The 15,093-nt window shown below is 70.1% G+C and carries 12 protein-coding genes and 4 tRNA genes; 8 read left to right on the top strand and 8 right to left on the bottom strand.

Annotated features, from left to right (window positions below; all coding sequences use genetic code 11):
• Positions 1-9 precede the first annotated feature (9 nt).
• From AB0C96_RS31055 to AB0C96_RS31020, 8 genes are all read right to left on the bottom strand, one after another.
• Positions 10-81, bottom strand: a tRNA-Gln gene (locus tag AB0C96_RS31055).
• Positions 82-97: 16 nt separating this feature from the next.
• A tRNA-Glu gene (locus AB0C96_RS31050) sits at positions 98-170 on the bottom strand.
• 62 nt (positions 171-232) lie between these two features.
• Positions 233-305 (bottom strand) — tRNA-Glu (locus tag AB0C96_RS31045).
• 21 nt (positions 306-326) lie between these two features.
• Positions 327-398 (bottom strand) — tRNA-Gln (locus AB0C96_RS31040).
• 90 nt (positions 399-488) lie between these two features.
• Entirely contained in the window at positions 489-1,214 is a 726-nt protein-coding gene (locus tag AB0C96_RS31035) for an HAD family hydrolase (RefSeq protein ID WP_362921967.1), read from the bottom strand.
• Positions 1,215-1,367: 153 nt separating this feature from the next.
• Entirely contained in the window at positions 1,368-2,849 is a 1,482-nt protein-coding gene (gene gltX, locus AB0C96_RS31030) for a glutamate--tRNA ligase (protein ID WP_362921966.1), read from the bottom strand.
• A complete protein-coding gene (locus tag AB0C96_RS31025) occupies positions 2,842-3,615 on the bottom strand; it encodes a fumarylacetoacetate hydrolase family protein (protein ID WP_362921964.1) in 774 nt (257 codons plus the stop codon). Before AB0C96_RS31025 ends, gltX begins: the two co-directional genes overlap by 8 nt.
• 82 nt (positions 3,616-3,697) lie before the next feature.
• Positions 3,698-3,889, bottom strand: coding sequence for a hypothetical protein (locus tag AB0C96_RS31020; RefSeq protein ID WP_362921962.1), 192 nt, complete (start codon positions 3,887-3,889; stop codon positions 3,698-3,700).
• 597 nt (positions 3,890-4,486) lie between these two features.
• Here AB0C96_RS31020 and AB0C96_RS31015 point away from each other — a divergent pair.
• The 8 genes from AB0C96_RS31015 (at position 4,487) to AB0C96_RS30980 (ending at position 14,904) form a co-directional block, all read left to right on the top strand.
• Positions 4,487-8,158 (top strand): nitrate- and nitrite sensing domain-containing protein, encoded by a 3,672-nt coding sequence (locus tag AB0C96_RS31015; protein WP_362921961.1) that lies wholly within the window; start codon positions 4,487-4,489, stop codon positions 8,156-8,158.
• 9 nt (positions 8,159-8,167) lie between these two features.
• Positions 8,168-8,581 carry a roadblock/LC7 domain-containing protein gene (locus AB0C96_RS31010; RefSeq protein WP_018087204.1) on the top strand — a complete coding sequence of 138 codons (414 nt, stop codon included), beginning with the start codon at positions 8,168-8,170 and terminating at the stop codon, positions 8,579-8,581.
• Between the two features lie 107 nt (positions 8,582-8,688).
• Entirely contained in the window at positions 8,689-9,099 is a 411-nt protein-coding gene (locus tag AB0C96_RS31005; RefSeq protein WP_033266866.1) for a DUF742 domain-containing protein, read from the top strand.
• Positions 9,080-9,673 (top strand): ATP/GTP-binding protein, encoded by a 594-nt coding sequence (locus AB0C96_RS31000; RefSeq protein ID WP_362921959.1) that lies wholly within the window; start codon positions 9,080-9,082, stop codon positions 9,671-9,673. Before AB0C96_RS31005 ends, AB0C96_RS31000 begins: the two co-directional genes overlap by 20 nt.
• A gap of 558 nt (positions 9,674-10,231) precedes the next feature.
• Positions 10,232-13,228 carry a nitrate- and nitrite sensing domain-containing protein gene (locus tag AB0C96_RS30995; protein ID WP_362921957.1) on the top strand — a complete coding sequence of 999 codons (2,997 nt, stop codon included), beginning with the start codon at positions 10,232-10,234 and terminating at the stop codon, positions 13,226-13,228.
• Positions 13,229-13,238: 10 nt separating this feature from the next.
• Entirely contained in the window at positions 13,239-13,652 is a 414-nt protein-coding gene (locus AB0C96_RS30990) for a roadblock/LC7 domain-containing protein (RefSeq protein WP_030257992.1), read from the top strand.
• 138 nt (positions 13,653-13,790) lie between these two features.
• On the top strand, positions 13,791-14,345 hold the full coding sequence (locus AB0C96_RS30985; RefSeq protein ID WP_362921955.1) for a DUF742 domain-containing protein: 555 nt from the start codon (positions 13,791-13,793) through the stop codon (positions 14,343-14,345).
• A complete protein-coding gene (locus AB0C96_RS30980; protein ID WP_078610434.1) occupies positions 14,326-14,904 on the top strand; it encodes an ATP/GTP-binding protein in 579 nt (192 codons plus the stop codon). The genes AB0C96_RS30985 and AB0C96_RS30980 overlap by 20 nt, the downstream gene beginning before the upstream one ends.
• Positions 14,905-15,093: the final 189 nt, after the last annotated feature.

The following is a 15,093-nucleotide window of genomic DNA, read 5'->3' as shown; positions in this document are numbered from 1 at the left end:
CGGACTGCGCTGGGCTACCAGGACTCGAACCTAGACTAAATGAACCAGAATCACTCGTGCTGCCAATTACACCATAGCCCATGGTGGTTTAGACCAGTACCCCCGACCGGATTCGAACCGGCGCTACCGCCTTGAGAGGGCGGCGTGCTAGGCCGCTACACAACGGGGGCCCTAGCGATCCTGCATGAGTGACAGTGGGTGCGACCCGGACTGTCTCCCTGGGAAGGATCTGTACCCCCGACCGGATTCGAACCGGCGCTACTGCCTTGAGAGGGCAGCGTGCTAGGCCGCTACACAACGGGGGCTTTGCAGATGAGCTCTGCGAGCTGGCCTACCAGGACTCGAACCTAGACTAACTGAACCAGAATCAGTCGTGCTGCCAATTACACCATAGGCCATCAAAATGCAACCCCCTGCTTGGGGGTTTCTATTTGATCTACGCTTCCCGGCCGGGCCTCTCGGCCCTCTCGGGCGGCGCAGGAAGAACATTACCTGATCGCGGACGGGGCTCCAAAACCGATAACTCCGCGCAGCAGCCCGGGCAGCTCCGCCAGGGTCTCGATGCGCCGCACACCAGGGGGCAGCTCCTCCCCGGTGCCCGTACGGTCCAGCCAGACGGCCGACAGACCGGCGTCCCGGGCACCCAGCGCGTCGATGTCGAGCCGGTCGCCGACGTAGACCACCTCCTCCGGCGGCAGCTCCAGAGCCGCGCAGGCGGCCGCGAAGGCCTCCGGGGCCGGCTTGGCGTGCCCGAGCTCGTCGGCGCACAGCACCGCCTCGAAGTAGCCGCGGATCCTCAGAGCGCCCAGCTTGCGCTCCTGGCTGGCGGTCCCGGAGTTCGAGAGCACGGCCTGCCGGGCCAGCGGCGCCAGCGCCTCCAGGGCCGGCTCGGAGTCCGGGAAGAGCGCCCAGGCCGCTTCGTAGTGCACGATGTACCGCCCGAACCAGGCGTCCGCCTCCTCGTCGGAGAGCGCGACGCCCAGGAAGGTCCGGGCCCGGGCCCTGCGGTGGTCGAGAAACCCCACCTCACCGGCGAGGAAACGGGCGAACTCGGTCTCCATGGCCTCCTGCCACCGCGTCAGCGCGGCCTCCTCCCCGCCGTACGCAGTCACCAGCCCCTCGTCCCGCAGGTGCCGCAGCACGCCGGCGCGGTCGGAGCCCGTGTAGTCGAAGAGGGTGTCGTCGAGGTCCCAGAGGACGGCGTGGAGGGGCACGGGGCCAATCTAACCGGGAGCAGCCGGGCGCGACGGCGGACTGCGGCAGGTGCGGTCGGTGGTCGTGCGCACCGCGGCGTGCCCTGTTGGGGCCGCCCATGACAACGGGCCCGGAAGCCGGACGGCTTCCGAGCCCGCAGCACTCGTGAGGGATCAACCCGCCAGCTTCGCCAGTGCGGCGTCGATGCGGGCGAGGGTGCGCTCCCGGCCCAGGACCTCCAGGGACTCGAAGAGCGGGAGGCCGACGGTACGGCCGGTGACGGCCACCCGGACGGGGGCCTGGGCCTTGCCGAGCTTGAGGCCGTGCTCCTCGCCGGCGGCCAGGACGGCCTCCTTGAGGAGCTCGGGGCCGGCGGACCAGTCGGCCGCCGCCAGCTTGGCGCGGGCGGTGGTGAGCAGGGCCACCGGGTCGCCCTTCATGGCCTTCGTCCAGGAGGCCTCGTCCTCGACGGGCTCCTTGAGGAAGAGGAAGTCGACGTTGGCGGTGATGTCGGAGAGGACGGTCAGGCGCGTCTGGGCGTGCGGGGCGATGGCCCGCCAGGCGGCCTCGTCGAAGTCCTCGGGGGCCCAGTTGGCGTACGGGGCCTTCAGCCAGGGCTCACAGGCCTTGACGAAGTCCTCCACGTCCAGCTGCCGGATGTGGTCGGCGTTGATCGCCTCGGCCTTCTTCAGGTCGAAGCGGGCCGGGTTGGAGTTGACGTCCGCGATGTCGAACTTCTCGATCAGGTCCGCCACCGAGAAGATGTCCTGGTCGGCCGAGAAGGACCAGCCGAGCAGGGCGAGGTAGTTGAGCAGGCCCTCCGGGAGGAAGCCGCGGTCGCGGTAGAGGTTGAGGGAGGCCTGCGGGTCGCGCTTGGAGAGCTTCTTGTTGCCCTCGCCCATGACGTAGGGCAGGTGGCCGAACTCGGGGATCGACGAGGCGACGCCCAGCTCGATCAGCGCCTTGTAGAGGGCGATCTGGCGCGGGGTGGAGGAGAGCAGGTCCTCGCCGCGCAGCACGTGCGTGATGCCCATCAGCGCGTCGTCGACCGGGTTGACCAGGGTGTACAGCGGCGCGCCGTTGGCGCGGACGATGCCGTAGTCCGGGACGTTCTCCGGGGTGAAGGTCAGCTCGCCGCGCACCAAGTCGGTGAAGGTGATCGGCTCGTCGGGCATCCGGAAGCGGACGATGGCGCTGCGGCCCTCGGCCTCGTACGCGGCCTTCTGCTCGGCGGTCAGGTCGCGGCACATGCCGTCGTAGCCCGAGGGCCTGCCGGCCTTGCGGGCGGCCTCGCGGCGCTCGTCGAGCTCTTCGGTGGTGCAGTAGCAGGGGTAGGCGTGGCCGGCCGCCAGGAGCCTGTCGGCGACGTCCTTGTAGATGTCCATGCGCTGGGACTGGCGGTACGGCGCGTGCGGGCCGCCGACCTCGGGGCCCTCGTCCCAGTCGAAGCCGAGCCAGTGGAACGAGTCCAGCAGCTGGTTGTAGGACTCCTCGGAGTCGCGGGCCGCGTCGGTGTCCTCGATGCGGAAGACCAGGGTGCCCTTGTTGTGCCGTGCGTACGCCCAGTTGAACAGGGCGGTACGGATCAGGCCGACGTGGGGGTTACCGGTCGGGGAGGGACAGAAACGGACGCGGACGGGGGTCGCGTTAGCCACGCTTGATCACCTTGTTGGTGAGAGTGCCGATGCCTTCGATGGTGACGGCGACCTCGTCGCCGACGTTGAGGGGGCCCACCCCGGCCGGGGTGCCCGTGAGGATGACGTCGCCGGGGAGCAGGGTCATCGCCTCGGTGATGTGGACGATCAGGTCCTCGATCGGGCGGACCATGTCACTCGTGCGGCCGAGCTGGCGCTGTTCGCCGTTGACGGTGCACTGGATGGCGAGGCCCGCGGCGATGTCCGAGGGGTCCAGTTCGGTCTCGACCCAGGGGCCGAGCGGGCAGGAGCTGTCGAAGCCCTTGGCCCTGGCCCACTGCTTCTCGCGCTGCTGGACGTCGCGCGCGGTGACGTCGTTGGCGCAGGTGTAGCCGAGGATGACGTCCTTGGCGCGCTCGCGGGGCACCTCGCGGCACATCCGGCCGATGACGACGGCGAGCTCCGCCTCGTGGTGCACCTCCTGGGAGAAGGAGGGGTAGGCGATGGGGTCACCGGGGCCGATCACCGAGGTGGACGGCTTGAAGAAGGTGACCGGCACGTCCGGGACGGCGTTGCCCAGCTCGGCGGCGTGCTCGGCGTAGTTGCGGCCGATCGCCACCACCTTGTTGGGCAGAACCGGCGGCAGCAGCCGGACCTTGTCGAGGGGGACCTTCTGGCCCGAGCGCTCGAATTCCGCGAAGGGATGCCCCTTGATGACGTCGAGTTCGTCGCCTTCGACGACGCCGAAGCCGACGTTGCCGTCGATGGAGAATCTGGCGATGCGCACGGGTTGCCGCTGCCCCTCATTGATCACTGGCCGGAGTTGACACTCCAGGCTATCGCGGGGGCGCGGCCACCCTGCCGACCTTTTACGCCGTGACGCCCAGTTCCGGCTTCTCCATCAGGATCGTGCGGCGGGGGTTGGCGGTCTGGGTCGGCAGTTCGACGGCGTGCTCCGGCAGCTCGGGAGCCGGGGCGCCGAGCTCGTCGGCGTCCGTGAGGTGGGCCAGGGTGGTGCGCCGCGGGTTGGCTATGTTGCGGAACATCATCGTCGTCTTCACTGCTGTATGCCTCGCGTTGTCAAAAGCTGGGGGACGGCAAAAGCCGCTGCCGGAAAGCTCACTTGTCGTAACCGGCAACTATGTAAAGCGTCAGGCTATGCGCGCTATTCCCTGCGAAGTGCTGGCGAACTCGACGATCTCCCTGTGAGTTTGCTCACGACGTGTGCGACAAATGCCGCAATTTCCTTGATCACCAACCTTGGGCGAATCGGACAATGCCGGAGTGAAGCGCACGTTCCGCTCCCGATCACCGCACCTGGGACAGCCCCCATGGACGAGCGGTTCGCGGGCAAAAGTCCGTTATTTGCTACACGAGTTTGCACAAGTCGTAACGCGCTCCATACATTGCGTCACCCATGTCACAGCGAACGGCTCCGCTCTTGTTGGAGATCCGGCACTGTGCTGGAATTCCACGGACCGCCGCACGTTTCAACCGGCGCGACGGGCGCAAAGTCGCGCCGCGCGGTGGTGCCGCTCTCTCGGCCAGAGGGAGTAGCCCGCCGGTCATCACGACCGCCATGGGGGACTTCGCGGTTCCCATTCGACTCGACACCGTCCCGCCAAGGTGGGACGCCTGGTCCAGAGGTTGCGACGCTAGTGCAGGGACGTTTCAAGAGGGAAGGCAGCGCTGCGGCGGAACCGGAGCTGCGCGGCGGGACCGACCGCGCCTCCTCACCCCAGCGCGACCGCAGCAAGGGGTCCTCGGGAGGCACGCTGCCCGCCGACGTGGGCAGCCAGGCGCCGGGCGGTGACGCCGCGGACGGTGGCTCAAAGGCGGCCAAGAGCGGCCCCACCGGCCCCGGCTCGCGAATAGCGCTGCGCAACTGGCGCATCAGCACCCGTCTGGTCTCCCTGCTCGCGCTCCCCGTCGTCGCCGCGACCACGCTGGGCGGCATGCGCATCGGCACCCAGCTGGAGAACATCGACCAGCTGGACAAGATGCAGCTGCTCACCGAGATGACCCGGCAGGCCACCGAGCTCGCCGACGCACTCCAGGTGGAGCGGGACAAGTCGGCCGGTCCGCTGGCCGGCACCGGCAACGCCAAGGACGACGCGAACGTCGTCGCACCGCGTGAGGCGACCGACCACGCCAAGCTGAAGTTCAACCAGGCCAGCGACAACATTCAGGGCCAGGACTCCACCATGGCCGGTGTCCGGGCGACCGTCCTGGACATCACCCGCCAGCTCAACCAGCTGAACGAGATCCGCGCCAACGCGTACCAGGACGACAACAACGTCTCGCGCACCGTCGCGTCCTACAACCAGCTGGTCAACTCGCTGCTGTCGCTCTCCCAGGACATGGCGCAGGCGACCAGCAACCCGGAGATGATCCGCTCGACCCGTGCCCTGGCGGCGTTCTCGTCCGCCAAGGAGTACGCGTCGATGCAGCGCGCCCTCGTCAGCGCCGGCCTCGCCCACTCCGGCGGCCCCCAGCTGTCCGCCAACGACCGGCAGGCCGGCCGGAACGCCGAGATCAGCGAGAAGGCGGCCCGCGACCGCTTCCAGCTGATCTACGCCAACAACGCCGGCTCGCTCACCCGCGGTCTGGACGGCAACAACGACGACATCAAGACCGCGAACGCCTTCGCGCACCGCGCCTTCGCCAGCGACTCCGGCATCCGCAGCCAGGAGTACCGGTACCTCGACTGGTACGACTCCGACACCGTCAAGATCGACGAGATGTCGCGCATCGAGACCACGCTGCTCTCCGAGATGGAGCAGAAGTCCCGCGAGCTGCGCAACGAGGCCACGCAGGACGCGATCATCAACGGTGCGGTGATCCTGCTCGTCCTCGGCGTCTCGCTGGTCGGCGCGTTCGTCGTGGCGCGGTCCATGGTCCGCTCGCTGCGCCGGCTCCAGGACACCGCGCAGAAGGTCGCCCAGGACCGACTGCCCGAACTGGTCAAGCAGCTGTCGGAGTCCGACCCGCAGGACGTGGACACCTCCGTCGAGTCCGTCGGTGTGCACAGCCGGGACGAGATCGGCCGGGTGGCCGCGGCGTTCGACGACGTGCACCGCGAGGCGGTCCGACTCGCCTCCGAGCAGGCGCTGCTGCGGGGCAACGTCAACGCGATGTTCACCAACCTCTCGCGCCGCAGCCAGGGTCTGATCCAGCGCCAGCTCTCGCTGATCTCCGAACTGGAGTCCCGCGAGGCCGACCCGGACCAGCTGTCCTCGCTGTTCAAGCTCGACCACCTCGCCACCCGTATGCGTCGTAACGGCGAGAACCTCCTCGTCCTCGCGGGTGAAGAGCCCGGACGCCGATGGACCCGACCGGTGCCGCTGGTCGACGTGCTGCGTGCCGCGGCCTCCGAGGTGGAGCAGTACGAGCGCATCGAGCTCAACGCCGTCCCGCAGACCGAGGTCGCGGGCCGGGTCGTCAACGACCTCGTGCACCTGCTCGCCGAGCTGCTGGAGAACGCCACCTCGTTCTCCTCGCCACAGACCAAGGTCAAGGTCACCGGCCACGCCCTGCCCGACGGCCGGGTGCTGGTCGAGATCCACGACACCGGCATCGGCCTGTCCCCCGAGGACCTGTCGGCGATCAACGAGCGGCTGGCCAGCCCGCCGACCGTGGACGTCTCGGTGTCCCGGCGGATGGGTCTGTTCGTGGTCGGCCGGCTGTCGCTGCGCCACGGCATCCGGATCCAGCTGCGGCCCTCCGACTCCGGCGGCACCACCGCCCTCGTCATGCTTCCGGTCGACCTCGCCCAGGGCGGCAAGAAGCCGGCGCCCGGCAACACCAAGGGCGATGCCGGCGGCGCGCCCTCCAGCCGGCTCGCGGGGTTGCAGCCGCGCGGCCAGGTCGGCGCGGGCCCGGGGGCCGGCGGGCGCCCCGCGCTGCCCGGCCGGGGCGGTCCCGGCGGTGGCGCGGCCGGCGCGTTCGGTGCCTCGGCGCCGGGCGGGCGTTCGGCAGCTCCCGGCGCGGCCCCGCAGGGCGGCTCGCCGGCCGGCGGCCGTCCCGCCGACCAGCGCCCGTCGCTGCCCACCCGCGGTGCGGACGGCGGCCCGGCGGCCACCGTGGCACCGCCCACCGGTGCACCGCAGCGCGACCAGCGTCCGCAGCTGCCGCCGCGCGCCGCCGCGGCCGAGCTGCCGGGCGGCGCGCCGGCCGGTGGCCAGGACGGCCGCGGCGGCGCGCAGCCGGGCGGTACGAGCTGGGGTGCGCGCCGTGAGCGCGGCAGCACCGACGACTGGCCGCTGGCGCCCCGCGAGTCCCAGGAGCGGCCGCGCGGCCACGAGGAGCCGGAGAGCACCGGCAGCTTCGAGCGGCCCGCGCCGACCGGCGGCCCCGGCGACACCGCGGCGTTCGCCCGCCCCGACTTCAACGGCCCGCCGCCCGCGGCGGACGGCTCGCCGGCTGCGGCCGGAGACACCAGCAGGTTCGCCCGTCCGGACAGCGACACCGGGCAGTACGAGACGGACCGCTTCCGCCGGCCCGAGGCCGACCCGTACGAGACCGGGCAGCTCGACACCCGCCAGCTCCAGCAGCCGGACGCCGAGCGCGCCCCGTACGCCGACGAGCCGCAGACCACCGGCCAGTTCCCGGTTCCGGAGACCACCGGCCAGTTCCCGGTTCCGGAGACCACCGGCCAGTTCCCGGCACCGGAGACCACCGGCCAGTTCCCGGCTCCGCAGACCACCGGTCAGTTCCCGGCACCGCAGACCACCGGCCAGTTCCCGGCTCCGCAGCCGCCGCGCCCGCAGGACCACGGCGCGCCGGAGGCCGACCTGCTCACCGGCGGCGACGCGGGTCCCGGGGACGGCCGTACACCGATCTTCGACACCATCGAGTCCAACTGGTTCGGCACGCCGGCGGCCGCCGCGGCCGGTGTCCCGCCACAGGCCGGCACCGACCAGGCCGGCGCACCGCCGCTGCCGCACCGCGGGTCCGGGCAGGACGCCGCCGCGCGCAACGAGGCACCGGTCAACGGTGCGCGCAGCGACGCGCCGGCCGAGGCGAGCGCGCAGTGGCGCACCTCGCCGAACGACGAGACGTGGCGGCAGGCGGAGCAGATCCGCCAGCCCGCCGCGGGCGGTGTCACCACCTCCGGGCTGCCCCGCCGGGTCCCGCGCGCGAACCTCGTCGCGGGCACCGCGCAACAGCAACAGTCCACCCAGAGCGGTCCGCAGGTCTCGCGTGCGCCCAGCGAGGTGCGCGGCCGGCTGACCAATCTCCGTCGGGGTATCCAGCAGGGCCGAGAGGCCGGGTCGTCGAGCACTGGCAACCACGGCATTGTCGATCCCACTCACCAGCAGGAGCGTTAGTTGAGTCCGATGAGCCAGGCGGCGCAGAATCTGAACTGGTTGATCACCAACTTCGTGGACAACACCCCCGGGGTGTCGCACACGGTGGTGGTCTCCGCGGACGGTCTGCTCCTCGCCATGTCCGAGGGCTTCCCCCGCGATCGTGCCGATCAACTGGCGGCGGTGGCCTCCGGGCTGACCTCGCTGACCTCCGGCGCCTCCCGCATCTTCGAGGGCGGGAGCGTCAACCAGACCGTGGTGGAGATGGAGCGCGGCTTCCTCTTCATCATGTCCGTCTCGGACGGATCGTCGCTGGCCGTGCTCGCGCACCCCGAGTGCGACATCGGCCTCGTCGGTTACGAGATGGCCCTGCTGGTCGACCGCGCAGGCACGGTGCTCACGCCGGACCTGCGTGCGGAACTACAGGGCAGCCTGCTGAACTGAGGCGTCCGCAGCGCCCCACCGTTCGGCACCACTCCATCCATTCGTCTGCCGCCACCCCCCACCGGCCCGAACCTGACGACAGAGCTCCTGTCCCGTCCGGAGGACCCATGACCCCGCCACCTGCCACTTCCGGCCCGTACGGCGCATACAGCCAAGCGCCGTACGGGGGCGAAGGTGACCAGCCGCTGGTGCGCCCGTATGCCATGACCGGAGGCCGGACCCGGCCGCGCTACCAGCTCGCCATAGAGGCGCTGGTCAGCACGACCGCCGACCCCTCCCAGCTGCCCGGGCTGCTGCCCGAGCACCAGCGGATCTGCCACCTGTGCCGCGAGGTGAAGTCGGTCGCCGAGGTCTCGGCCCTGCTTCACATCCCGCTGGGTGTGGCGCGGATCCTGGTCGCGGACCTGGCGGAGGCCGGGATGGTGGCGATCCACCAGCCCGGCGGCAGTGGCGAGGCCGGCGGCACGCCGGACGTGACCTTGCTCGAGAGGGTGCTCAGTGGACTTCGCAAGCTCTGACGGCGGCTTCGACGGGACCGCGGCCCGCGCCACCACGTCTGCCAAGATCGTGGTGGCGGGCGGCTTCGGCGTGGGCAAGACCACGTTCGTCGGGGCCGTCTCAGAGATCAACCCGCTGCGTACCGAAGCCGTGATGACCTCCGCTTCGGCGGGGATCGACGACCTCAGCCACGTCCAGGACAAGACCACGACCACCGTGGCGATGGACTTCGGCCGGATCACGCTGGACCAGGACCTGATCCTGTACCTCTTCGGTACGCCCGGTCAGGACCGCTTCTGGTTCATGTGGGACGACCTGGTCCGCGGCGCCATCGGCGCGGTGGTGCTGGTCGACACCCGACGGCTGGCGGACTGCTTCCCGGCCGTCGACTACTTCGAGAACAGCGGCCTGCCGTTCGTCGTCGCCCTCAACGGCTTCGAGGGACACCAGCCCTACACACCCGAAGAAGTGCGTGAGGCGCTCCAGATCGGTCCCGGGACCCCGATCATCACCACCGACGCGCGGCATCGCAGCGAGGCCAAGAGCGCCCTCATCACGCTGGTCGAGCACGCGCTGATGGCCCGGTTGCGGTAGGAGGACCGACGGCCCCGCCGGCTCATCTGGCGCGGGCCGTACGGCAGTTGTCTTCCGCGGTGCGCGCCTGCCTGCCCCGGGACGGTTTCCGTCATCCGTGATTGGATCTGTGTCCTTCGACACGCCTACAAAAGTGCTTCATAACGTTTCGACAGTGAATCACTGTGGTTTCGACACCCCGTGCGCATGCACGGCTTCGCTGCGCTCACGCAACGCCTGCCATTTGGCGGCTCTCGCCCTTAACGCCCCTTTTATCTGAGGCTCTTCCGGACCCTTTCCTGCTTTGTCCAGTGTTTGGAACGCACCGCCCTGACGTGCTGAAATTCGCTGAACTCCGGAGTAGGAACGCCCAGAAGAAACGGCACAGCAGATAAGTGCCGGCGCCGAGAGGTTGTTGGTCGAGTGAGGCGAAGCACGTCGAGCCCCGAGCCGCAGGAACCGCGGCGGGGCAACTTCACGCCGCCACCCAGAGGTGGCGTACCGGCTTCCGACGCGCCCGAAAACACGGTCGCGAAGCCTCCGGTCAGCGGCGGTAAGTACGCGCCGCGCAACTGGCGGGTGGCTACCCGCCTGAACGCCATTCTGCTGATCCCCGTCCTGGTCGCCCTCGTCTTCGGCGGTCTGCGGGTGAACAGTTCGATGGCGACCTGGCAGGAGGCGCAGGACGCGGAGAACACCGCGAAGCTGGTGCGCGCCGCGCTTTCCTACAGCACCGCCCTGATCGACGAGCGCGACCGGACCGCGGCGCCGCTGCTGAAGGGCAAGAAGGACGACCCGGTCGTCCAGCAGGCGCGGGCCGCCACCGACGCCGCCGCCGACAAGTTCCACGAGGCCGCCAAGTCCATGCCGGACAAGCCGGGCCTCAAGCGCCGGCTCGCCTCGTTCGAGAAGACCGAGCCCAAGCTCCAGCAGCTGCGCCAGGCCGCCTACACCTCCAAGCTGCACGGTGTGCAGACCGAGGAGGGCTATGTCGAGGTCCAGCACCCGCTGATGGAGTTCGCCAACGAACTCGGCCTGGGCACCGGCAACATCACCTCCTACGGCCGCACCGTCTACGCGATCGCGCTGGCCAAGGCCGCGGAGTCGCTGGAACGTTCCATCGGCACCCACCTGCTGGTCGACCCGGCGTCCCCGCAGGGCGGCAAGGAGCACAAGCTCCAGCTGACCGCCTTCGCGTCCTACCGCTACCTGGAGGGCATCGCCATCGGCGAGTACACCTCCGGCGGTACGCCCGAGGACGTCCAGCGGCTGAAGCAGGACGCCGCCGCGCTCCAGCAGGCCGCGCAGCAGAAGATCGCACACGCGAAGGAGCAGGCACGGGCCGCCGGCCTGCCGTTCCGCACCCCGCCGTCCATCGACCAGATGTCCAGCTGGATCGGCACCGGCGCGGCTCCCGAGACGCTGAGCCTGAAGGGCGTCACGTCCGACAGCTACTTCGCTGCCGCAACCGGCAAGTTCAACATGTACCGGTCCATCGAGAAGGACCTGGCGGACAAGGCCGTGAACGAGGCGGCGCAGATCTCGAACGACGCCCGGCAGTCCACCTTCGTCGACTCCGGCATCGCGGTGGCCGCGCTGATCATCGCGTTCCTGGTGGCCGGCATGATGGCCCGCCGGATGAGCCGCAGCATGCGCCAGCTGCGCAACGCCGCCTTCGGCATCGCCGAGCAGCGGCTGCCGATGCTGGTCGACCAGCTCTCGCGGACCGACCCGGGTCGGGTCGACACCCGTGTGACGCCCATCCCGATCGCCACCACCGACGAGATCGGCGAGGTCGCCCGGGCCTTCGACCAGGTGCACCGCGAGGCCGTCCGGCTCGCCGCCGAGCAGGCGCTGCTGCGGGGCAACGTCAACGCGATCTTCACCAACCTCTCCAGCCGCAACCAGGGTCTCATCGAGCGTCAGCTGGAGCTGATCACCGACCTGGAGAACAACGAGGCGGACCCGGACCAGCTGGAGAGCCTCTTCCGGCTCGACCACCTCGCCACGCGCATGCGCCGCAACGGCGAGAACCTCCTCATCCTCGCCGGCGAGGAGCCGGGCCGCCGCTGGAACCAGCCGGTGCCGCTGGTCGACGTCCTGCGGGCGGCGATCAGTGAGGTCGAGTCGTACGAGCGAATAGACCTCACCGGCGTCCCCGAGAGCGAGATCCACGGCACCGCCGTGACCGACCTCATCCACCTGCTGTCCGAGCTGCTGGAGAACGCCACCACGTTCTCCTCCCCGCAGACCAAGGTGCGGGTGGCCGCGACCCGGCTGCCCGACGGCCGGGTGATGATCGAGATCCACGACAAGGGCATCGGGCTGACCCCCGAGGACTTCGCGGACATCAACCACAAGCTGGCCAACCCGCCGAGCGTGGATGCCGCGATCTCCCAGCGCATGGGCCTGTTCGTGGTCGGCCGGCTGGCCGACCGGCACGGGATCCGGGTGCAGCTGCGCCCCTCCGGCGAGCAGGCGGGCACCACGTCGCTGGTCATGCTGCCCGAGGCGATCACCCACGGCGGTGGTGGCGACGACGAGCAGTTCGACGACAACTTCACCGTCTCCCGGATCGTGCCGGAGCACGAGCAGGTCGCGTACGACGGGCACCAGCAGGTCGCGTACGACGGGCACCAGCGCACCGCCGCGGAGCTGGGCTTCGACGACAGCCGCTACGGCCGCTCGGACGCCGCCGACCTGGACATGGTGGGCCGCTCGCTGATGCGCGAGGAGCGCCGCGCCGCCCTGGAGGCCCAGGCGGCGAGCGAGACGGCATCCGGCCACGCGGAGGCTGCCGGCCAGATCAGTGGGCCGCTCTTCCGTGACCAGGTGCCGGCCACCAACGGCTTCCAGGATTTCCCGGGTCAGGATTTCCCGACCCAGGGTTTCCCGGCCCAGGATTATGCGGAAGGCGATCAGCCGCTCTACGACGACCGGTCGCACGGCAGCCATGCATTCGGTGAACCGCACATTCCGGGGGCCGCCGGCCAGCAGCCCTTCGACTCCCACGAACCGGCACAGCAGGACGAATGGGCCGAACGCCCCGCATTCGAGGGTTACTTCGGGACCGAAGCGGAATCTGACCGGAATATAACTGCCGCTCCCGCTGAAGCGTCTGAGCGCGTACCATTCGAGCGTCCGGGCCCCACACCGAGCGACGCCCCTTCGCTGACGGACGCCGGCCTTCCGCGCCGCGGAGGCCGCGACCAGCAGGCACCTCAGGTTCAGCAGCGGGGCACGCCGGAGACCGGCCAGGACGGCTCCGACTGGCGCAGCTCCAACGACGAGCGCTGGGAGCGGGCGGAGCGACTGCGCCAGCCGAAGGCGGGCGGGGTCACCTCCTCCGGCCTCCCCCGGCGCGTGCCGAAGGCCAACCTGGTCGAAGGCGCCGCGGAGCAGACCCCGCAGGGCGGCCCCCAGGTCTCCCGCGCCCCGGAGGACGTCCGCGGCAGGCTCAGCAACCTGCGTCGTGGCGTCCAGCAGGGACGCAACGTCGGCACGGATCCCTCCGGGGTCCCCCAGAATGACCAACAGGGCTTCGGCCCCGGCAGCACCTACGATCAGGAGCGTTAGTGTGAGCCCGATGAGCCAGGCGGCGCAGAATCTGAACTGGTTGATCACCAACTTCGTGGACAACACCCCCGGGGTGTCCCACACGGTCGTGGTCTCCGCGGACGGTCTCCTCCTCGCCATGTCCGAGGGCTTCCCTCGCGACAGGGCCGATCAGTTGGCGGCGGTGGCCTCCGGGCTGACCTCGCTGACCTCCGGCGCCTCCCGCATCTTCGAGGGCGGGAGCGTCAACCAGACCGTGGTGGAGATGGAGCGCGGCTTCCTCTTCATCATGTCCGTCTCGGACGGATCGTCGCTGGCCGTGCTCGCGCACCCCGAGTGCGACATCGGCCTCGTCGGTTACGAGATGGCCCTGCTGGTCGACCGTGCGGGTAGCGTCCTGACGCCGGACCTGCGCGCCGAACTGCAGGGCAGCCTTCTCAACTAACAGACAGGCAGTGCGTTTCCCGCCACCGGGCCTTAGGGTTCGGTGGCGCGACCGGCGTCAGACAGGCAAGTTGGAGGAGGAGACGTGGCAACGCCCCCGAGCGGATACCCGTACGGTTCCGGGCAGGAGTCCGGGCCTGTGGGCGAGACCCATAACAACCGCTTCAACTTCCCGTCTGCGCCGAGCCGCCGGCCGCATCGGCACCAGCCGCCGCAGTCACGGCCCCAGCAGCAGCCCCGGCCGTACGGCTCCCAGCCGTACGAGCCGTCGGTGTACGACGAGCCGCAGGCACCGCGCATCCAGCCGGTGCAGCCGCCGCGGAAGGCACCCGAGCCCGCCCCCAGCGGCGCGAACAACCCGCTCGTGCGCCCGTACGCCATGACCGGGGGCCGGACCCGGCCGCGCTACCAGCTCGCCATCGAGGCGCTGGTCAGCACGACCGCCGACCCGTCGAAGCTGCACGGCCAGCTGCCGGAGCACCAGCGCATCTGCCACCTCTGCCGTGAGATCAAGTCAGTTGCCGAGATCTCCGCGCTTCTCTCCATCCCCCTCGGCGTCGCCCGGATCCTCGTCGCCGACCTGGCGGAGGCCGGACTCGTCGCCATCCATCAGCCCGGCGGGGACGAGACCGCCGGCGGACAGCCAGATGTGACACTGCTCGAAAGGGTGCTCAGTGGACTTCGCAAGCTCTAGCGGTGCAGCCCGCTCCACCACCTCCGCGAAGATCGTGGTGGCGGGCGGCTTCGGCGTGGGCAAGACCACGTTCGTCGGGGCCGTCTCAGAGATCAATCCGCTGCGTACCGAAGCCGTGATGACCTCCGCGTCGGCGGGGATCGACGACCTCACGCACGCGCCGGACAAGACGACCACGACGGTCGCGATGGACTTCGGCCGGATCACCCTGGACCAGGACCTGATCCTGTACCTCTTCGGTACGCCCGGTCAGGACCGCTTCTGGTTCATGTGGGACGACCTGGTCCGCGGTGCCATCGGCGCGGTCGTCCTGGTGGACACCCGCCGCCTGGCGGACTGCTTCCCGGCCGTCGACTACTTCGAGAACAGCGGCCTGCCGTTCGTCATCGCCCTCAACGGCTTCGACGGACACCAGCCCTACACGCCCGAAGAGGTGCGTGAGGCGCTCCAGATCGGCCCGGACGCGCCGATCATCATCACCGACGCGCGCCACCGCAGCGAGGCCAAGAGCGCCCTCATCACGCTCGTGGAGCACGCGCTGATGGCCCGGCTGCGCTAGGAAGGCGACGCAGCCGCCGCGTCCGGGCTCCCCGTGTCCGTGCGCAGCGCACGAAAGGCCCCTCACCGACCGGTGCGGGGCCTTCGTCGTAGGTGCTGCCCCCGGCTCGGCGACCATCCGCCGGGCGGCGTCCACCGCGGCCGCCAGCAGCCCGGTACGGCAACCGCCGCCGCCCGCCGGGGCCCCTGA

Origin of the sequence: Streptomyces sp. NPDC048506 (genome assembly GCF_040651315.1) — a bacterium.
GTDB lineage: Bacteria > Actinomycetota > Actinomycetes > Streptomycetales > Streptomycetaceae > Streptomyces.
This window is presented reverse-complemented; position numbering and strand designations above follow the sequence as displayed.

What these genes read in the sequence shown, in the direction of transcription:
- AB0C96_RS31010 (WP_018087204.1), top strand. Translation starts at nt 8,168, where the DNA reads ATGAGCCAGGCGGCGCAGAATCTGAACTGGTTGATCACCAACTTCGTG.
- AB0C96_RS31005 (WP_033266866.1), top strand. Translation starts at nt 8,689, where the DNA reads ATGACCCCGCCACCTGCCACTTCCGGCCCGTACGGCGCATACAGCCAA.
- AB0C96_RS30990 (WP_030257992.1), top strand. Translation starts at nt 13,239, where the DNA reads ATGAGCCAGGCGGCGCAGAATCTGAACTGGTTGATCACCAACTTCGTG.